Source organism: Alteromonas sp. (assembly GCF_984505615.1).
This window is the reverse complement of the sequence record NZ_CFHOXV010000001.1, coordinates 145545-165033: the sequence shown is the minus strand read 5'-3', so window position 1 is coordinate 165033 and position 19489 is coordinate 145545. Positions and strand designations below refer to the sequence as shown.

The 19489-nt window shown below is 50.1% G+C and carries 15 protein-coding genes; 6 read left to right on the top strand and 9 right to left on the bottom strand.

Features of this window, described 5'->3' with window-relative positions; translation table 11 throughout:
• The first annotated feature begins 3 nt into the window (after positions 1-3).
• Positions 4-2781 carry a valine--tRNA ligase gene (locus tag AC4PME_RS00710; protein WP_119502318.1) on the top strand — a complete coding sequence of 926 codons (2778 nt, stop codon included), beginning with the start codon at positions 4-6 and terminating at the stop codon, positions 2779-2781.
• 68 nt (positions 2782-2849) lie between these two features.
• On the opposite strand, the gene AC4PME_RS00705 is transcribed toward AC4PME_RS00710, so the two are convergent.
• The 3 genes from AC4PME_RS00705 to AC4PME_RS00695 all read right to left on the bottom strand — a co-directional run bounded on the left by AC4PME_RS00705 (position 2850) and on the right by AC4PME_RS00695 (position 7679).
• Entirely contained in the window at positions 2850-5552 is a 2703-nt protein-coding gene (locus tag AC4PME_RS00705) for an ATP-binding protein (protein WP_491044529.1), read from the bottom strand.
• A gap of 15 nt (positions 5553-5567) precedes the next feature.
• Positions 5568-6836 carry an ABC transporter substrate-binding protein gene (locus AC4PME_RS00700; RefSeq protein ID WP_491044530.1) on the bottom strand — a complete coding sequence of 423 codons (1269 nt, stop codon included), beginning with the start codon at positions 6834-6836 and terminating at the stop codon, positions 5568-5570.
• A gap of 114 nt (positions 6837-6950) precedes the next feature.
• A complete protein-coding gene (locus tag AC4PME_RS00695) occupies positions 6951-7679 on the bottom strand; it encodes a choice-of-anchor H family protein (protein WP_491044531.1) in 729 nt (242 codons plus the stop codon).
• Between the two features lie 187 nt (positions 7680-7866).
• On the opposite strand from AC4PME_RS00695, the gene bla reads away from it, so the two are divergent.
• A complete protein-coding gene (gene bla / locus AC4PME_RS00690) occupies positions 7867-8598 on the top strand; it encodes a subclass B1 metallo-beta-lactamase (protein ID WP_119502314.1) in 732 nt (243 codons plus the stop codon).
• 85 nt (positions 8599-8683) lie between these two features.
• On the opposite strand, the gene rraB is transcribed toward bla, so the two are convergent.
• Positions 8684-9079: a ribonuclease E inhibitor RraB gene (gene rraB, locus AC4PME_RS00685; protein ID WP_119502313.1), complete on the bottom strand. Its 396-nt coding sequence runs from the start codon at positions 9077-9079 to the stop codon at positions 8684-8686.
• Between the two features lie 55 nt (positions 9080-9134).
• A complete protein-coding gene (locus tag AC4PME_RS00680; protein ID WP_119502312.1) occupies positions 9135-9863 on the bottom strand; it encodes a 1-acylglycerol-3-phosphate O-acyltransferase in 729 nt (242 codons plus the stop codon).
• Between the two features lie 164 nt (positions 9864-10027).
• Here AC4PME_RS00680 and AC4PME_RS00675 point away from each other — a divergent pair, with 164 nt between their 5' ends.
• Positions 10028-11197, top strand: coding sequence for an HD domain-containing phosphohydrolase (locus AC4PME_RS00675; RefSeq protein WP_119502311.1), 1170 nt, complete (start codon positions 10028-10030; stop codon positions 11195-11197).
• 119 nt (positions 11198-11316) lie between these two features.
• Here the strand turns inward: AC4PME_RS00675 and glnG are convergent, their stop codons facing one another.
• From glnG to glnA, 4 genes are all read right to left on the bottom strand, one after another.
• Positions 11317-12732 carry a nitrogen regulation protein NR(I) gene (gene glnG, locus AC4PME_RS00670; protein ID WP_119502310.1) on the bottom strand — a complete coding sequence of 472 codons (1416 nt, stop codon included), beginning with the start codon at positions 12730-12732 and terminating at the stop codon, positions 11317-11319.
• Positions 12725-13810: a nitrogen regulation protein NR(II) gene (gene glnL, locus AC4PME_RS00665; RefSeq protein ID WP_119502309.1), complete on the bottom strand. Its 1086-nt coding sequence runs from the start codon at positions 13808-13810 to the stop codon at positions 12725-12727. Before glnL ends, glnG begins: the two co-directional genes overlap by 8 nt.
• Before the next feature lie 127 nt (positions 13811-13937).
• Positions 13938-14447 carry a DUF4124 domain-containing protein gene (locus AC4PME_RS00660; RefSeq protein ID WP_491044532.1) on the bottom strand — a complete coding sequence of 170 codons (510 nt, stop codon included), beginning with the start codon at positions 14445-14447 and terminating at the stop codon, positions 13938-13940.
• 101 nt (positions 14448-14548) lie between these two features.
• The gene (gene glnA / locus AC4PME_RS00655) at positions 14549-15958 is read right to left on the bottom strand and encodes a glutamate--ammonia ligase (protein ID WP_490709632.1); all 1410 of its coding nucleotides are present in this window, start codon (positions 15956-15958) and stop codon (positions 14549-14551) included.
• 569 nt (positions 15959-16527) lie between these two features.
• On the opposite strand from glnA, the gene typA reads away from it, so the two are divergent.
• From typA to AC4PME_RS00640, 3 genes are all read left to right on the top strand, one after another.
• Positions 16528-18351, top strand: a complete 1824-nt coding sequence (gene typA, locus AC4PME_RS00650) for a translational GTPase TypA (protein ID WP_491044533.1) — start codon at positions 16528-16530, stop codon at positions 18349-18351.
• A gap of 194 nt (positions 18352-18545) precedes the next feature.
• Positions 18546-18920 carry a response regulator gene (locus AC4PME_RS00645; RefSeq protein ID WP_119502305.1) on the top strand — a complete coding sequence of 125 codons (375 nt, stop codon included), beginning with the start codon at positions 18546-18548 and terminating at the stop codon, positions 18918-18920.
• Positions 18921-19019: 99 nt separating this feature from the next.
• Positions 19020-19489: aminotransferase class I/II-fold pyridoxal phosphate-dependent enzyme (locus AC4PME_RS00640; protein WP_491529475.1), on the top strand; the 470-nt coding region annotated here is incomplete at its 3' end.

Genomic DNA, 19489 nt, shown 5'->3' with positions numbered 1-19489 from the left:
GTAATGGATAAAACCTTCGAACCGCAATCCATTGAGCAGCAATGCTACGAAAAATGGGAAGCAGCAGGCTATTTCAAGCCATCCGGACACGGTGACCCGTATTGTATTTTACTGCCGCCACCAAACGTAACAGGCAGTTTGCACATGGGCCACGGCTTCCAGCAAACTATCATGGACGCGTTAACCCGTTATCACCGCATGAAGGGCGACAACACTTTATGGCAGGTGGGTACGGACCACGCGGGTATCGCTACCCAGATGGTGGTAGAGCGCCGTCTGAATGCTGAAGGCAAGACCCGTCACGATTTAGGCCGTGAAGCCTTTATCGACAAGATCTGGGAATGGAAAGAAGAGTCCGGTGGCACTATCACCAGGCAGATGCGCCGTCTGGGCACGTCTACCGACTGGGACCGTGAAGTGTTCACCATGGACGACAATTTGTCCAAAGCGGTAACAGAAGTTTTTGTTCGCTTGCATGAAGAAGGTTTGATTTACCGCGGTAAGCGTCTGGTTAACTGGGATCCGGTACTGCACACAGCGGTTTCTGACCTTGAAGTACTGAACGAAGAAGAAGCCGGCCACATGTGGCACATGCGCTATCCGCTAGCTGACGGTTCCGGTGAACTGGTCGTGGCAACTACCCGTCCTGAAACCATGCTGGGCGATACGGCTGTTGCGGTTCATCCTGATGACGAGCGTTATCAGTCCATGATAGGCAAGGAAATACGCCTGCCAATTACCGGTCGCCTGATCCCTATTATCGCCGATGATTATGTGGATCCGGAATTCGGCACCGGCTGCGTGAAAATCACCCCGGCACACGATTTCAACGATTACGACATGGGTAAGCGTCATAGCCTGCCGATGATCAACCTGTTCACCGACGACGCAAAGATTAACGATGAGGCCCCTGAAGCTTATCGCGGTCTTGACCGTTTTGACGCCCGTAAGCAAATTGTTGCTGATCTGGACGCCGAAGGTCTGCTGGTGAAAGTGGTTGATCACAAACTTAAAGTGCCCCGCGGCGACCGTACCGGTGCAGTTATTGAACCCTATCTGACTGACCAGTGGTACGTTGCCGTTGAATCGCTGGCAAAGCCTGCGGTTGAAGCGGTGGAAAGCGGTGAAATCCGCTTTATCCCTGAGAACTGGAATAAAACTTACTACCAGTGGATGAACAACATTCAGGACTGGTGTATTTCCCGTCAGCTGTGGTGGGGACACCGCATCCCGGCATGGTACGACAATGAAGGTAATGTATTCGTTGGCCGTGACGAAGCGGAAGTGCGGAGTCGCTACAAGCTGGAAGACGCCGTTGAACTGAAACAGGACAATGATGTACTGGATACCTGGTTCTCTTCTGCGCTGTGGCCGTTTGCGACCATGGGCTGGCCGGAAGAAACGCCGGAACTGGATACGTTTGTACCATCGTCAGTGCTGGTCACCGGTTTTGACATCATTTTCTTCTGGGTGGCCAGAATGATCATGATGACGAAGAAATTCACTGGCAAGATCCCGTTCAAAGATATCTACATTACCGGTCTTATCCGTGATGAGAACGGCGACAAAATGTCGAAGTCGAAAGGTAACGTGCTGGACCCAATTGATCTGATTGACGGTATCGATCTGGAGTCGCTGGTAACCAAGCGTACCTCTGGCATGATGCAGCCGCAGCTGGCGAAGAAGATTGAGAAGAACACCCGCAAACAGTTCCCTGACGGCATCAATGCCTACGGTACGGATGCGCTGCGCTTCACCTTCGCCGCAATGGCGTCAACCAGCCGTGATATCAACTTCGATATGGGCCGCGTTGAGGGTTACCGTAACTTCTGTAACAAGATCTGGAACGCGTCACGCTTTGTACTGATGAACACCGAGACCGAAGATACCGGTCGTGACGGTGGTGAACTGGTACTGAGTCTGGCGGATCAGTGGATCTGGGCACAATTCCAGAAAACCCTGAAAGAGTTTGAATCGGCGCTGGCTGATTACCGCTTCGATATCGCTGCTCAAACCGTGTACGAGTTTACCTGGAACCAGTTCTGTGACTGGTATCTGGAGCTGACCAAGCCGGTACTGAACAGTGAGGCGTCTACCGATGCTGAGAAGCGTGGTACCCGACATACGCTGATTAACGTACTTGAGCAGTTATTGCGTCTGCTTCACCCACTCATGCCGTTCATCACCGACACCATCTGGCAGCGTGTCGCGCCGCTAAGTGACGCCGGTGTGAAAGAAGGCGAGACCAGCATCATGATCCAGTCTTTCCCTGAAGTGAAAGCGGAACGTGAGAACGACAAGGTACTGGCCGATATCGAGTGGCTGAAGCGTTTCATCATCGGTATCCGTAATATCCGTGGTGAAATGGACATTTCTCCTAACAAGCCGCTAAACGCTATTCTGCGTAATGTGAGTGAGCAGGATCAGGCCCGTCTTGATTTGGCCGCTCCGTTCATCGATAAGCTGGCGAAGCTGGAATCTGTTACCACGTTAAAAGCGGGTGAACAGGCGCCGGCCAGTGCCACCGCGCTGGTGGGAGAGATGGAAATTCTTATCCCAATGGCAGGTCTGATTGATAAAGACGCTGAGCTTGCCCGTATCGCCAAGGCGATGGGTAAAGCAGAGCAGGACGTTGCCCGTGCTCAGGGTAAGCTGGCAAACGAGAAGTTTGTAAACAGTGCACCGGAAGCGGTAATTGCCAAAGAACGTAGTAAGCTGGAAGAAGCTGAAACGGCGTTGGCAAAACTGAAAGAACAGCACGCCACAATCAGCGCGTTATAAGCGCATTTCCAAAGTAGTAAAAAAGGAGCGGAAACGCTCCTTTTTTGATCCTGCTAAAATGCTGATTGCTATTTATGCTGACTGTTATTGCGTGCAGATTGTCCGCCGGACTCGGCCTGTAAAAAACGTTTCAGCATGGAGGCCAGCGCTGCACGTTTTAGCGGCTTGGTGAGATAATCCGTCATGCCGTGACGCATCGCCTGCCGGGCATCTTCTTTCATGGCGTTGGCCGACAAGCCAATGATGGGCAGTTCACTTAAGCCTTTCTGGCGAATTTTGCGGGTGGCTTCGTAACCGTCCATTACCGGCATCTGAACGTCCATAAGCACCAGGTCGTATACCGGCGCATTATTGATTTTAGTTACAGCCTGCAAACCGTCTTCGGCAATATCGAAGGTGAGACCAAGTGAAGACAACATCTCTCCGGTGACCACCTGGTTTATATTGTTGTCTTCTACCAGCAGAATGTGACCTTCCAGCATGGTGGATTCATCCGGCACCTCAGTTGACTGTTCAAAATCTTCTATGCCGGCAAGGCGGAACACAAACCGGCGGTACTGTGCCGGTGTAAACGGATGAAGCAGAACCGGACCTTTCCATTGACTAAGAATTTTCTCCTGCAATTGCCCGGTCTGGGTTTCCATGACAATGCCCACAGGAATACTTTGCCGCTCTATCAGCGATAACTGCGGTAGCAGGGATTTGAATTCTGCATAGGTAGCAATTTCAACCAGCACGGCAGGCGGCACGCCCACGTCATTTTTCACCATGGCAAGGGGCTGACGGGCAGAGCGAAGATTCAACAATTCAATATAGGCTGCCGGCAGCAACGGCTTGTCGGAATAATAACAGCTGCCCAGCGGCAACTGGGGCAAATCAGCAAGAATACCTTTCTGACCGGACTGTATTTTCATGGGTAAGGTGATCACGAAAGTAGAACCGTGATTGGGCATTGATGTGACTTTCAGTTTACCGGCCATCAGTTCGGTAAGCTGTTTCACAATCGTCAGTCCCAGTCCGGAGCCGCCGAATTTACGGTTGGTCGAACCGTCAGCCTGCGTAAACGGCTGGAAGATGCGGTCAACCTGCGACTGGGTCATGCCAATACCGGTATCTTCGACTTCTATGCGCAGAACCACTTTATCACCCTGCTGGTTCACCATGCCTTTAATGGTGACATTAATCGCTCCCTGCTGGGTGAACTTCACGGCGTTGGTACAGATGTTCATGAGAATTTGAGATAACCGCAGAGGGTCGCCCACTATACGTGGTGGCAGTTTGGGATCGACCTCCAGATGAACGCTGAGATTCTTCTCCTGCGCCCGCAAACTCACCACCGCCAGCAGATTATCCAGAATGGAGTGCAGTGAGAAGCTGACGTTTTCCAGTTCCAGCTTGCCGGCTTCAATTTTCGAGAAATCAAGAATGTCGTTAATCACACTGACAAGGATTTGGCTGGAGTAAGAGGCTTTGTCCAGATAGTCCTTCAGCATGGCTGACATGGGTTGTTGATGAGCCAGTTCCAGCAGGCCGATGATGCCGTTGAGCGGCGTGCGGATCTCATGGCTCATGTTAGCCAGGAAAATACTCTTAGAGGCGGTGGCCTGTTCTGCTTTCTTCTTGGATTCGGCGAGTTCTTTGTTTAATGCTTCCTGCTGGACGTTCAGTTGCTGGGCATTTTTCAGCAGAGAGCGGGTCTGCTCATTTTTGTCTTTAAATACGCTGGCTGCTTTGGCCAGTTTGCCGATTTCGTCTTTACGGTCGAGATCGGGCAATACATCTACCTGCTTACCGTCTGCCAGCTGATTAAACACAGAAGTAATGGAGCGGATAGGGCTGAGGACCCGGCGCACAGTAAAAATAGCGAAGGCGAAGGCGAGAATGATAGCGATAACAGAGTATATTTCACCGTTGAGCCGTGCCCCGATAGCGGCATTCTGCGCATTGCGGTTAATCAGATTGGTGCGGGCATTAACCCGGTCGGCAAGCTCACGGCTGAGATACAGAAACTCGTTGGCCGAGCCGGCCATGACCACATTAACCAGAAACATATTGCTTTGGGTTATCTGGGTCAGCCGTAAAAAGCGTTCTTCCAGTCGTTGAATATGTTCACGGATCGCTACTTCGTTAGCGGATGATTCACTTTCCAGCAGGGAATAAACCGGAGCCAGTGACGCATTAAACTCGGTTATATTTTGCTGCGCCGGTGATACCAGATAACGCAATGCGGCATTCTCTGCTTCTGTTACCTGCATTTTTAGCTGGTCAATTTTTGCCGCCGGCATCTCACGTTTTTCTGCCACTTCTTGCAACAAGCTCTCGATTTGTCTGACGACAACCAGTGAGCCCGAGTCGATGAGTTGATCCCGGCGGTGGCGGTCATCCACTACCGCATGGAAGTTCTCTTTATAAGACACCAGGTGAGTACGCATGCGCTCCAGAATGTCATCTTCTGTGTATTCATAGGTTGAAGAGATGGAAGAGGTCTCAAGGGCTTCCAGCTTGTCAGTGATGGAAATCATCAGGCGCTCAAAACGGGTTACCGCAGACGGGCTGGCGGTTTCACGGAAAATCAGTACGTTGCGCTGAAGATCCACCACATCTCTTTCCAGTTCACCCACGATGCCCACATCGATCACCGCCTGGCGGGTATTGTTCATGCCTTCGGTTAATACCTGCTCGTTGGCACGGCCGAGAAAACCCTGCACCAGAATCAGCCCGATCATGATGATCAGAACAGTGAGCAGTTGAATACGGATAGAATGAAACATAAAGAATGCGTACCACTAAGAAGTAATGAATTCATACCATTTCTGCAGACTATATTCATAAGTCGGCATAACGGTATTCCAAACGGCGACATGGCCGAAACGATCTTCGTAACTGCCGCCGGAGCGTTGCTGTCCGCGATTGACAGACACTTTTCCATCCGGCCCTCTGAGCGGTTCTGAAGCTGGTAAACCTCTGTACCAGTAGTTCCATTCAGCTTCACTTAAATAAGGCTTTGAACGTTGCGGGTTTGAAATGTAATACCCCTGACGGGCAATGAACGCGCCGGGCCAGCCGGACAACCACCAGTTCATGTATTCATAGGCAGCATCTTTTACCCGGCCCTGGGTGGCAGCAGAGAGGCACATCACGCCGTGCCAGCCACGGTAACCTTCACGGGGAGACGCAAAGCGGACGGGAATATCCTGACCATTCAAATCAGACACAGCAGGGGAGAACATGCTTTCAATGGTGACCCGCTTCGTACGCATGTACTGCACCGATTCCGGTACGGAGGTCCAGAAGCCATTGAAATGCTGCAGTTGTTTAAGCTCAATCAGTAACAGGAACAGGCTGTCTAATTCTGCCCGCGTCATGGCGCCGATGTCTTCAAACTCCATGAAGCCTTTCGCCTTTGCCGCGAGGGCTAAATCAAATAACCCGATAGTCGGATCATTCACAATACCCACTTTTCCGCTGAATCTGGAATCCAGCAACCAGCCCCAGCTCTCATCTGCACTGTTCATATCAGCCGGTAACGCGTTTTCCAGATAGCCAAAGGAATCAACATTGTGCACGTAAGGGAGGAAGCTGATTTCATCCGTGTGCTTTTCTCCCAGCGAGCCGTCGGCCTGAACGTTTATAATCTTGTGGGGGGCATCACCGGCACCGATTTTCGCTTCGGGAGAGACCTTGCCGGTTTTTGTCAGATCGTTAATTTCGTCCCAATTACCAATACGGCGTTTATCGATGGGTTGAATGGCATTGGCCCGCCAGAGCACGTTGATGCTGTTTGACCATTGCTCATACAAATCAAAGCCCTGCGGATTCATGGTGGCTTTCTGAAGTACCGTTGCACTGCCGCCGGGAGCGAACTGCAGACGGACTCCCAGGTCTTCCATCGCCTGCTGTCTCAGTGGTTCCTGCAAGGTCACATGGGTACCAAGCACTCTTACCAGAGGTTTCTCTTTGCCAATGGCAAAAGGCACCATGCCGGCGGTCAGCCAGCCTGCCAGAGAGCCCTTCAGCACTCGTCTTCTTGTCAGCAGGTTTTTTTGTTTGTCCATTCCGGTGGCGCTTAGTCCTGAGTCATACTTTATTGTGGCACTGAATGGACAGGTATGCCAAAAAAAGCGTTAAAACAGAGGCTGTTCTCTTTGAACAGCCCCGGGAGTAAAATACTACCGGCGCGTGCGGTGTGATAACTTTCTCCATATCCCCATGCCCATAAGGCCGGCAAGGAAGGGCCAGTACAGGGCTCCGCCGTGCTCCCTTACTTCCACCACGGTTTCCTGTTCAACAATGACGCGGTCGTAGTCCTGACTTTCAAGGGGCACATAAGACAAGTCTGCATCACTTGTATGATCGGCAACAGCCAGCAGTTCGTTTGTCTGCGCGTCGTACAGCTCAATCATGATGTCATAGTCGAATGGACGGTAGCCGGTGATAAGGTCAGTTTCTATCACAAATTCATCGCTGGTACTTTCTCCGTAAATGTAAAACACGGATGACTCGTGTACCGGGTAGAAACTGTCAGCATCACCCAGGTAAAGGACGGCATAAACTGGTACTTCGGCATAGACAGTATCAGCATCAAAGCTTACAGAAACCGTCGTGGCATAACCGTCATAATCGGCGTCGTTGAAGCGCTCAGTCCATGCATCGTAAATCCAGAAGTCGGTATTCACAACGGCATTCACAGCTGCCCGCTTTTTACTGCTTTTTGTGGCTTTGGTAACGCTGGCCAGTGTGTCGTTTCTGATAAAGTCGCCGTCTTTCGGGGTGTACGCTTCACCGAACTGAAACTCTCTGGCTTCAGTGGTCCGTTCCGTTGTTTCTGCCAGTGCCGGCGCTTGCAGAGCGGTAATGCCCATCAGAACAAATAACGGTTTCAATGTTTGTTTCAGCATCATCATTCCTCTTGTCTTTGGCTGACTACGGGCTTAGTGTCGCCTGCGTAAACTGAACGGTTGCTGAAAGCAGTCTTAACCGCTGACAGTTTGCCCCTTTATCTGTGCATCGCAACGGGTTATCCGTAGACGGGATGTACTGGCCGGGATATAAACATGATCAGACTCATTGATTACGGAATTATTCATGGTGCGGTTCGTTAAACTGACGGCGTTGCTGGTGTGGGGATTGTCTGCTTTCGCCCTGCACGGGGAAGAAATACCGGAGCAAAAGGCAATGCAGTTGTTACCTTTGTCGGATGATGTGTGGCTGCATCTGTCATACAAGGAGGTAGACGGATTCGGGCTGGTGGAGTCCAACGGCGTGATTATTCTGTCTGAACAGGGCAGCATTATTATCGATACGCCGTGGACGGAGCAGGATACCGCGGAGCTACTGAACTGGGCCGCAGCACGTGGTATGCCTGTAACAACGTCGTTTTCCAGTCACTCCCATGAAGACCGTACCGCGGGCATTGGTTTGCTGAACAGCAAAGGCATAGATACACATGCGTCGAAAATGACTAATGCTATTCTTGAGGAGCAGGGCAAGCCACTGGCAAAACAGGAAATTACCGGTACAACCTATGCTCTGGCAGAAGGTGTTGAAGTGTTCTACCCGGGCCCTGGACATGCGCCGGATAACAGTGTGGTCTGGCTGGCCGGAGCAAACATTCTGGTGGGCGGATGTCTTATCCGCAGCGCAGAAACGGATAGTTTAGGTTATACCGGTGATGCCAGTCCGGAAGAGTGGGGGCCGTCAGTGCAGAAGGTATTAGCCAGATACCCTGAGGCGAAAATCGTGTTGCCGGGCCACGGACTGCCGGGAACCCGGGCGTTGCTGCACCATACTATCTCATTGACAGAAGGTGGTAACTGATCAGCGCGACATCGTTGCTGAACAAAAAAGCCGGTGATACTTCATGCAGTATACACCGGCTTCTGTTGATGAGTCAGACAACGTATCAGTCGTCGTAATCCTCATCGTCTTCGTCTGCTTCTTCGTCGCGGGGCATAAAATAAGTGCCCCAGCCGTCGTAGTGCACATCGCACTTATCAGCAATTTTCAGCAGCGCATCTGTGTCTTTGTCCAGCGCTTCCTGTTCCAGCTCACGCTCAACAATCGCGTCAAAACAGAAAATAGTACCGCCGTCGTCTAATACCAACTCCTCTGCATCAGACACTTCGAAACCGGCTTTGAACGCATCTACGGCTGCTTTTTCCAGTTTATCGAAATCATTGGAAGCAAGGTGATGCTCAATGGTGTACACCGCATCCGCCTGACTGCCGTCTTCCAGCAGTGCCTCTATGGTTTCCTGGTTAAACGCGTACCATTCTTCCCGTTCATCAAACTGATTCATGTTATCTCTCAAAAACGTCAACTTGCCCTAGTGTAATTAACTGAACGGCAGGATGCTATCTCTTTGCAGATTCAATTTGTGCCACTTCTTCGTTAAGACGGGCGAACTTCTCTTCCATGGCTTTATGGAAATGTTCCGTCCAGCCTTTCGGGGAATGCTCGCGGGTAAGCTCTACCGGCGCATCAATATCGATAAGCACCACACCGTTGTTCCAGCGGTTCCACTTTACTTTTTCGTGTAAATCGCTGGCAGTAACCATGACAACCGGTACTTTAACAGCCTGAGCCAGCCAGAATGCGCCGGATTTAAAGGGCAGTAAACCTCTGCCGTAGCTTCGTGTGCCTTCCGGAAATACCCACACGGATGTCCCTTTTTCGCGGATTTTCTTACCAGCGATTTTTAACGTATCCCGCGCTTTACCGCTGTTCTTCCGGTCAATCATAATGTTGCCCGATAACCAGTAAATCTGTCCGAATACGGGGATCCACTTCAGGCTCTTCTTACCGATAGTCACCACGCCGGGCAGAGCCGCCTTACAAATGGTGATGATGTCGTAACTGCTCTGGTGATTGGCGATTAACACGTACGGGGTGTCTTCCTTCACCGCATCACTTTTCCGGACAATGATTTTAAGCCCCATAATCCGGGACATCTGCGCATAAGCGTTGCCGGCGAAATGAACATTATTCTTGTGAAAAGGGCGAAGCACGCAAACCACTAAAACAACGATGTTTATCAGAATGAATGCGAAAAAGAGCGCGATTACGCGAAGAATTGCTAACACTACTGTTCCTGTTTTATGTTTTGCCGCGAAGTATACGGGATTGAGAGCAGTTCAGTTATCCGATCAGTCTGAAAATTTAGCCAAAAGAACACTATTGCCGATTAGCGAAACTGCCGATCAGATGATATAACTTAAATACATGCTTAATGCGGTAACCAGATAAAATGCAGACGTTTACACCGGAAGAACTTGAAGAAGATATCCTCAGTGACCTGATGGAGGAAATCAACGAACTTTATGAATCCAGCGAACAAACCCTCATAGAGCTGGAATTGCGTCCGGAAGATAATGAACTGCAACGCAGCCTGTTCCGTTCTATCCACACCATCAAAGGTGACCTGGGGCTGGTTAATTTCAGTCCGATGATCCCTTTGCTTCAGCACGTTGAAGATTTGCTGGATTTTCTGCGTAAAGGGCAGATTAACTACACCAGTACCATGAGTGACCTGGTGTTGCTGACCATGGACAGGGTGAAAAGCTTTGTTCAGGATGTGATGAATGCCGGTTGTGCTGAATACGACGGCAATCTTCATGAACAGCTGGTGCTGGCGATCACGCGGATCACGCCGGACAACCATGCTGATCATGACAAACTGCTGGCTGATGCGGTATTGCTGCTAAATCCGGATCTGGACATTGATACCGGTGAATATGCCGGTACAGAGGATAAGGCTGTAGCGGAAGGCGAAAAGCCACCTGCAAAACCCCCGCAGACGGTAGCGAATACCGGAATACTGAAAGGTTTGAGTGCCGAAAAACGGGCCGATATGCTGTTTTTCCGTGACCTTATGCAAACCATCGAACACCGTTCTAATTACTGGGCCGGGCGTGGCGACCGGATTGCAAAGCTGGCGTTATACATCAATCATGAAGCAGGCAGTCCCATCGATGACGATCAGTTGTCTGTTGCCTGTTACGTGCACGATTTTGGTATGGCGTTCATGCCGTTGCACCTGCTTAACAAAACAGACCCGTACACTGACGCCGAGTTTAATCTCATGCGTTCTCACGTGTACAAAAGCTCCCGATTACTGGAGCATCTCGATCAGTGGGATCACGCCCGAAAAATTGTGATGCAGCACCATGAAAGGGTAGATGGCAGTGGCTATCCGCTGGGCCTGAAAGAAGATGATATTTGTGACGGTGCTAAACTGCTGGCCATTCTCGATACCTACGATGCCATGACCCACTCACGGGCACATAATCAGGACTCGCGGATGTCTAAAAAGCAGGCGGTCATTGAACTGAACCGGGCTGCCAAAGGGCAGTTCAGCATGAAATGGGTGCGGCATTTTAATCAGGCCATGACGAGCCTGCTGACGAAGAATCCGTAATTTCCTTCACGGCGTAGTCGCCTGAACAGTGAATTTATTCATGTAAAAAGCCCGGTGCAGAACTTCTGCACCGGGCTTTTTTATTTGAGAAAACCGCGGAGACTTGCGTCTGGCGTTATTCAGCCGTTCACATCCAGCTCTTTAAGCTTGCGGGTCAGCGTGTTCCGACCCCAGCCAAGACGCTTGGCGGCATCCTGTTTGTGGCCATGAGTGTAACTGAGTGCACGTTCCAGCATGATTTTCTCAAACGTGAGCATGGCGTCATTCAGGATATTGTAGTGTCCTTCACGAAGCTGACTGTCAGTCCATCTTGCCAGTAATTCAGGCCAGTCGCCGGTAGCGGTACCGCCGCTTTTCTCGATAGTGCCCTCTGAGTGGATTTCCGGCGGCAGATCGCCGGGTAAAACTTCCTGTCCGCTTGCCATAACGGTAAGCCAGCGGCACACGTTCTCCAGCTGACGTACGTTACCCGGCCAGGGCAGGCGGGTCATCAGCTTCTCTGCATCTTTACTCAGCGACTTGGTTTCTACATCCAGTTCCTTCGCAGCACGGCGCAGGAAGTGTCTTGCCAGCAGAGGAATATCTTCACGGCGCTCTGCCAGCGACGGAATGTGGATACGGATAACGTTCAGGCGGTGAAATAAATCCTCACGAAACTTACCTTCTGCCACTCGTTTTTCCAGATTCTGGTGGGTTGCAGCGATGATCCGTACATCAACAGTCACCGACTGATGTCCGCCGACGCGATAAAATTGTCCGTCAGCCAGTACCCGTAACAAACGGGTCTGAACGTCCAGCGGCATATCACCAATTTCATCAAGGAAAAGGGTACCGCCGTTTGCCTGCTCAAAACGGCCCTGACGGGCAGTTTGTGCGCCGGTAAAGGCGCCTTTTTCGTGACCGAAAAGTTCTGATTCCACCAGGTCTGCCGGAATGGCTGCCATATTCAGTGCAATGAACGGATTGGCCGCCCGGGGGCTGTGACGGTGCAGGGCATGAGCAACCAGCTCTTTACCTGTACCGGACTGACCATTAATCAGCACGCTGATGGAGGAGCGGGACAACCGGCCGATGGCACGGAAAACTTCCTGCATGGCCGGCGCTTCACCGATAATTTCAGTAACCGCTTCATCCTGAGGTACCTGATTTTGCCGGCTCTGTTCCCTTGCATGGGCCAGCGCCCGCTGCACGAGCGTAACGGCTTCGTCGATATCAAAGGGTTTTGGCAGGTATTCAAACGCACCACTCTGGTAGGCATTTACAGCACTGTCTAAATCAGAATGCGCGGTCATGATGATGACCGGAATGAGCGGGTCAGTATTATGTACTTCCCCCAGCAGTGTCATGCCGTCCATCTGAGGCATACGGATATCTGAAACGATAACCTCAGGGCGCTGACCACTTTGTAATTGCAGTAAAAGATCTTCAGGATTCTCAAAACTCAAACACCCGATATTGGCTGCCTGTAATGCCTTTTGCAGAACCCAGCGGATTGAGCTGTCGTCATCTACAATCCATACGGATTCATTATTCATTATCCGACTCCTTTCTGGGGACAGGGAGATATAGCGTAAATTCGGTGTGGCCCGGATGGCTGTCTACCTCAATTTTTCCGCCGTGGTGATTTATTAATGTTTGTGCAATAGACAGGCCCAGCCCGCTTCCGTTTTGCTTGCTGCTAACCATGGGATAGAAAAGGGTATCTCTGATTGCGGCGGGAATACCCGGTCCGTTATCAATGATCTGGATTTTGGCCACCAGAGAGTGCCGCTTACCCAAAATGGTCATTTGTCTGTCTATACGGGTAACAAGCCGTATTTGCGGTGACGGTGTTTTCGCTTCTGTGAGCGCTTGAACACTGTTTCTTAAGATGTTCAGCACCGATTGCTGAATCATGTCCTGGTCTACTTTCAGATCCGGAATACTCGGGTCGTAATCGCGGATGATAGTGATTGGGTTATCTGAGTCGACCCTCATCAGGCTGCGCACTTTCTCAAGCGCCTGATGGAGATTACTCCACTCAAGCCTTGGCAGCGCGTTGGGCCCGAGCAAACGGTCAACCAGGTTTCGCAGCCGGTCTGATTGCTCGATGATCATCTGCGTGAATTCATTATGGTCGGGATTTGTCAGCTCTTTTTCCAGCAACTGGGCTGCACCGCGAATTCCCCCCAAGGGATTTTTAATTTCATGGGCGAGGCCGCGGATTAGTTCTCTGGCGGCATCATGCTGGGCATTTTGCTGATTTTCTCTGGAGATGCGGCGTTGCTGATCGATACGGCGCACCTCAAACATCAGTTTTGGGCCGTCATCGGTATTCAGGTTAGTGACCGTGAGATCAGACAATACACAACGCCCGTCTTTGAAGCACAGACGCAAATCGTTTTCGGTAAAGTCTTCGCCACGACGAATTGCCGCCCGCAAACGGGCATCATTGATGGCGTTCGGTGCAAAAAAGTCCGATAGCTTGTGTCCGGAGAGCTGCTTCACCCCAGTCTCGAACAACGCTTCCCCTGCGTGATTGGCATAAACGATTTGCAACCGTTCGTTGACCATTACCAACGCTGTGTTCAGGTTGTTCAATAAATGGTTTGTTTCAAACTCGGTGGCTTGCATGCCGAGCATTCCTCATTTGCACTTTTATGGTGCATTATAGTTTAACGCGTTCAAACGGTGTTGATTGCACCAAAATAAAATTTTCTGATGAACCCGCATGGTGCGCTGGCTGCGCCACCAAAGAACGCTAATTGTTATTGATAAACACTGATGCCTGATGCAAATAAAGTGTTTGCTGAGGAGATGATGCAAGAGTCTTGCCCTTATTATCAATTATGTCTATATGATAAGTATGGGCGCCGCGGTTAATGCCGGTGAGGTTGAACTTACCGCTACTGTTGATGCGGGTTGGCTGGCCGTCGAATGTAAGACGGTAGCGGCCACGGAAGGCCGGGGTGGTAGCGGCCGTTATAGAAAACTGACCGTTGTTATTACGGATTGTGGCTTCCGGTTCCGGAGAGGAAATGGATACTTTATAGTTGGGCTGTTTGTCGCGGGATTGTGTCTGTTGCGAGGCTTTGATGTCGGGGCTGTCTGCAACGTTACTGGTATTGGCTTCGAACTCAAGGGTCTCTGCGCCGTCCTGTGGCACGTCTGTATACAGAACGGTACCGTCTTCTTTCACGACTTTATAAATTGTTTGTGACTGTACTGAAGGCACGAATAAAGCGGTGACAAGCAAAATGCGAAGTATCATCGGACACCATTTTCACAACGAAAGAATTCTCAGTCTAGCAAAAGCCGGGACGAAAAAAAGCCCGCAGATGCGGGCTTTTTCAAATCAAATCAGCTAATGGCTTATACGCTGTAGTACATGTCGAACTCAACAGGGTGAGTAGACATGTTCAGCTTAGTCACTTCTTCAGACTTCAGACCGATGTATGCATCGATCATGTCGTCAGTCATAACGCCACCAGCTTTCAGGAAGTCACGGTCGTTGTCCAGCGCTTCCAGAGCCATTTCCAGTGAGCTGGCAACAGTTGGGATTTCTGCTGCTTCTTCTGGTGGTAAGTCGTACAGATCTTTATCCATAGAGTCACCAGGGTGAATCTTGTTGATGATACCGTCGATACCTGCCATTAACATAGCAGTGAAGCCCAGGTAAGGGTTACCAGTCGGGTCAGGGAAACGTACTTCGATACGACGCGCTTTATCGCTTGTTACGTAAGGAATACGGATTGACGCAGAACGGTTACGTGCAGAGTAAGCCAGCATAACCGGTGCTTCAAAGCCTGGTACCAGACGCTTGTACGAGTTAGTAGAAGCGTTAGTGAATGCGTTGATTGCACGGGCGTGCTTGATGATACCGCCGATATAGTACAGCGCTTCTTCAGACATACCAGCGTACTTGTCGCCTGCGAAGATGTTTTTGCCATCTTTAGCGATAGACTGGTGAACGTGCATACCAGAACCGTTGTCACCAACCAGAGGCTTAGGCATGAATGTCGCAGACTGACCGTATGCGTTTGCAACGTTGTGTACGACATACTTATAGATTTGAACTTCGTCAGCTTTCTTAACCAGCGTGTTGAAAGCACAAGCGATTTCGTTCTGACCAGCAGTTGCTACTTCGTGGTGGTGAGCTTCAACTACCAGACCCATTTCTTCCATAACCAGACACATTGCGCCACGGATGTCGTGTGCTGAGTCTACTGGTGGAACCGGGAAGTAACCGCCTTTTACACCAGGACGGTGAGCAAGGTTACCGCCTTCGAATTCTGCACCGGAGTTCCATTTTGCTTCAGAAGAATCGATCTTGAAGAAAGAACCCGCCATGTCAGTGTGGAATTTCACATCGTCAAACAGGAAGAATTCTGGCTCTGGACCGAAGAACGCAGTGTCACCGATACCAGTAGACTTCAGGAACTCCTCTGCACGACGTGCAACAGAGCGTGGGTCACGGTCGTAGCCTTCCAGGGTAGACGGCTCAACGATATCACAACGGATGTTTACCTGAGTCTCTTCTGCGAACGGGTCAACAACGCAAGATGCTGCGTCTGGCATCAGGATCATGTCTGATTCGTTGATGTGTTTCCAACCAGAAATTGAAGAACCATCAAACATCTTACCTTCTTCGAAGAACTCGTCATCGACCAGACCTGCAGGGATCGATACGTGTTGCTCCTTACCTTTTGTGTCGGTAAAGCGTAAGTCTACAAATTTAGCTTCGCTTTCTTTGATCAGCTCTAATGCCTTTTCTATTGACATCGTGTCCTCCGGATTTATTAGAATAAACGTGGAATGAACAATTTCACTCCAAAATAATTGAGAATCATTAAAGCTATTTTCATGCCACTTACAAGAAGACGGTAAAACGCGGCTTAGCAGGCAGTAGCACAAAAATCCCTAAACGCAAATGCACTGAAATGGTGCAATGTAGCTCTGTTTTGGTGCGTAAGGATGTTTTATGATTCATCGGGTTCTATCGGACTGCTGAACATTATTAAGCCGTGATTTATCCGTACCGGCATGATTCGAACCGGAGCAGAAGAATAAAGGCTGTGACAATGCAGAAATTGCAGTATATGAAGATAAGAACTGATGCTTAGACTAGAACAAAGCAAACCCGGATACTAGTAGGATCATTGATAAAACATTGGAATAAATTAGATCCGCACACAATCCAGAAAAGTGTCACAAAGAAAAATAAAAAAAGATGCGCAAAGCGAAAGGAATTTCTGTACAATCCGCGCACATTTTACTATTCCGTTTTAGCAATCAAATCTGCCTGATGTTTTTCTTACATCTGCAACGCTGATTTCCAAGGCTTTGACCCAATGACCACTGATATTAATAAATTACGCAATATCGCGATTATCGCGCACGTTGACCATGGTAAAACGACTCTGGTTGACAAACTGTTACAGCAATCCGGAACGCTGGAAAGCCGTGGCGAAGCCCAGGAACGGGTAATGGACTCTAACGACATCGAGAAAGAGCGTGGTATTACCATTCTGGCGAAAAACACCGCCATTAACTGGAATGACTACCGCATCAACATCGTAGATACCCCGGGACACGCCGACTTCGGTGGTGAGGTAGAGCGTGTAATGTCGATGGCTGACTGTGTACTGCTGCTGGTTGATGCGCAGGAAGGTCCTATGCCGCAAACCCGTTTCGTAACGCAAAAAGCGTTTGCTCAGGGTCTGAAGCCAATCGTAGTAATCAATAAAATTGACAAGCCGGGCGCACGTCCTGACTGGGTAATGGATCAGGTTTTTGACCTGTTCGATAACTTAGGTGCGACTGACGAGCAGTTAGACTTCCAGGTTATCTATGCATCAGCACTGAACGGCTGGGCATCAATGGATGCAGACACCAAAGGCGAAGACATGACGCCACTGTTCCAGTTAATCGTGGATCAGGTTGAAGCGCCAAATGCAGACCCTGCCGGTGCATTCCAGATGCAGATCTCTCAGCTGGACTACAACTCATATGTTGGCGTAATCGGTGTTGGTCGGGTTAAGCGCGGTAGCGTGAAGATGAACCAGCAGGTTACTGTTGTTGGTGCTGATGGTAAGAAGCGCAACGGTAAAGTGGGTCAGGTACTGGGTTACTTAGGTCTTGAGCGTCATGAAGTCGACTCTGCAAGCGCAGGTGACATCATCGCGATTACCGGTCTGGGCGAACTGAAAATTTCTGACACTGTGTGTGACGTTAATACAGTGGAAGCGTTACCGCCTCTGAGTGTTGATGAGCCGACAGTAACTATGACGTTCCAGGTGAACACATCTCCGTTTGCCGGTAAAGAAGGTAAGTACGTGACTTCACGTAACATCCTTGAGCGTTTGCAGGACGAGCTGGTACACAACGTGGCACTGCGCGTTGAAGAAACGACTGACCCGGATAAATTCCGCGTATCAGGCCGTGGTGAACTGCACTTAGGTATCCTGATTGAAAACATGCGTCGTGAAGGTTACGAGCTGGCGGTATCACGCCCGGAAGTAATCCTGAAAGAAGTTGACGGCGAGCTGCAGGAACCGTTCGAAACGCTGACTATCGACTGTGAAGACGAGCACCAGGGTTCTATCATGGAGCAGCTGGGTCTGCGTAAAGCAGAAATGCGCGACATGAACCCGGATGGTAAAGGCCGTATTCGTATGGACTTCATCATTCCAAGCCGTGGTCTGATTGGTTTCCAGACTGAGTTCATGACCCTGACTTCTGGTTCTGGTCTGCTGTACCATACATTCGACCATTACGGTCCGCACAAAGGCGGTACTATCGGTAAGCGTAAGAACGGTGTACTGATTGCCAATGCAATGGGTAAAGCACTGACTAACGCCCTGTTTAACCTGCAGGAACGTGGTCGTCTGTTCATCGGACACGGTGTTGAAGTTTACGAAGGTATGATCATCGGTATTCACAGCCGTGACAATGACCTGACAGTAAACGCCCTGAAAGGTAAGCAACTGACAAACGTGCGTGCATCAGGTACTGATGAAGCGCAAACTTTGGTTCCACCTGTGAAGATGTCTCTTGAACAGGCGCTGGAATTTATCGATGACGATGAACTGGTAGAAGTTACGCCGGTAAGCATCCGTATTCGTAAGAAGCTGCTGACTGAAAACGACCGTAAACGTGCCGGTCGTGCGAAATAAGTACTGAGTATTTTTGAAAAAGCGTCCTGATGGACGCTTTTTTTTCGCCTGAAGTATTGTTTCAATCCCGGTGAATAAGACTTATTCTTCATGTTGCGCCGGAGCCGGCAATGTATATGTGTACATTGAACGCCGGAATGTCCGGAAAGAGAAATAGTTCAGAGCTGCTGTAGCATGCTGTTAAGGAGTAAAGTGTGGCTGAATACACCATCGCGGTGATAGATGATGATACAATAACGTTAGACATTGTGACCTATGCACTGGAAGAAGAGCTGGGTGCTAATGTGTTTGCTTTCAGCCGGAGTGAAATGGCGCATGACTTTTTAGTCAACCAGCCGCAGGATAATTTGTCTTTGATCATCAGTGATCAGAACATGCCCCAATACGACGGTTTAACGTTGCTGAAAGCGTGCCGTGAAGCAGGATTGAAAACCCCCTTCATCTTACTGACGGCTGATGCCACACGTGACACGGTAATCGCAGCGAAAAAAGGCGGAGCCACCCAGTTTCTTGCCAAACCGTTCACAACAGAAAACCTGGTGCAGAAAGTTAAGCAACTGGTGGATTGAAGCTGACCGTTAATCGTTGTAGTGTTACAGGCACAAAGATATGGCCCGCAGGGGCCTTCTCGCACTCTCTTTTAGCACTGCAACACAGGAAAATCTCACGTGCCTTTCAATTTCGACGATACGCCTTCCCGTCAGGATACCTATTCTTTTAAATGGCAGAAATACGCCGGTCAGGACATCATTCCGGCATGGGTTGCCGATATGGAATTCCGTTGCGCCCCCGCCATTCTGGATGCTCTCTCTTCCAGTGTTGATCACGGCATCATGGGTTATGTATTGCCGGCACAGTACAAGCCGGCTATTGAGGCTGTTCAGCGCTGGCTTGAAGACAAACACGACTGGGTTATTGATCCTGACTGGCTGGTATGGACGCCGGGCGTCGTGCCGGCATTTAACATTGCCATTAAAGCGTATTGTAAGCCCGGTGATAAAGTGATGGTGCAAACGCCCAATTATCCGCCGTTGCTGGCTGCGCCGAAAATTAACGGCATGGAGCGTGTCGATATCGGTACCGTTGACGTAGACGGCCGGCCCACACTGGATTTTGCTGAGCTGGAAACCCAGGCAGC

What these genes read in the sequence shown, in the direction of transcription:
- AC4PME_RS00710 (WP_119502318.1), top strand. Translation starts at nt 4, where the DNA reads ATGGATAAAACCTTCGAACCGCAATCCATTGAGCAGCAATGCTACGAA.
- AC4PME_RS00705 (WP_491044529.1), bottom strand. Translation starts at nt 5,552, where the DNA reads ATGTTTCATTCTATCCGTATTCAACTGCTCACTGTTCTGATCATCATG.
- AC4PME_RS00700 (WP_491044530.1), bottom strand. Translation starts at nt 6,836, where the DNA reads ATGGACAAACAAAAAAACCTGCTGACAAGAAGACGAGTGCTGAAGGGC.
- AC4PME_RS00695 (WP_491044531.1), bottom strand. Translation starts at nt 7,679, where the DNA reads ATGCTGAAACAAACATTGAAACCGTTATTTGTTCTGATGGGCATTACC.
- bla (WP_119502314.1), top strand. Translation starts at nt 7,867, where the DNA reads ATGGTGCGGTTCGTTAAACTGACGGCGTTGCTGGTGTGGGGATTGTCT.
- rraB (WP_119502313.1), bottom strand. Translation starts at nt 9,079, where the DNA reads ATGAATCAGTTTGATGAACGGGAAGAATGGTACGCGTTTAACCAGGAA.
- AC4PME_RS00675 (WP_119502311.1), top strand. Translation starts at nt 10,028, where the DNA reads ATGCAGACGTTTACACCGGAAGAACTTGAAGAAGATATCCTCAGTGAC.
- glnG (WP_119502310.1), bottom strand. Translation starts at nt 12,732, where the DNA reads ATGAATAATGAATCCGTATGGATTGTAGATGACGACAGCTCAATCCGC.
- glnL (WP_119502309.1), bottom strand. Translation starts at nt 13,810, where the DNA reads ATGCAAGCCACCGAGTTTGAAACAAACCATTTATTGAACAACCTGAAC.
- AC4PME_RS00660 (WP_491044532.1), bottom strand. Translation starts at nt 14,447, where the DNA reads ATGATACTTCGCATTTTGCTTGTCACCGCTTTATTCGTGCCTTCAGTA.
- glnA (WP_490709632.1), bottom strand. Translation starts at nt 15,958, where the DNA reads ATGTCAATAGAAAAGGCATTAGAGCTGATCAAAGAAAGCGAAGCTAAA.
- typA (WP_491044533.1), top strand. Translation starts at nt 16,528, where the DNA reads ATGACCACTGATATTAATAAATTACGCAATATCGCGATTATCGCGCAC.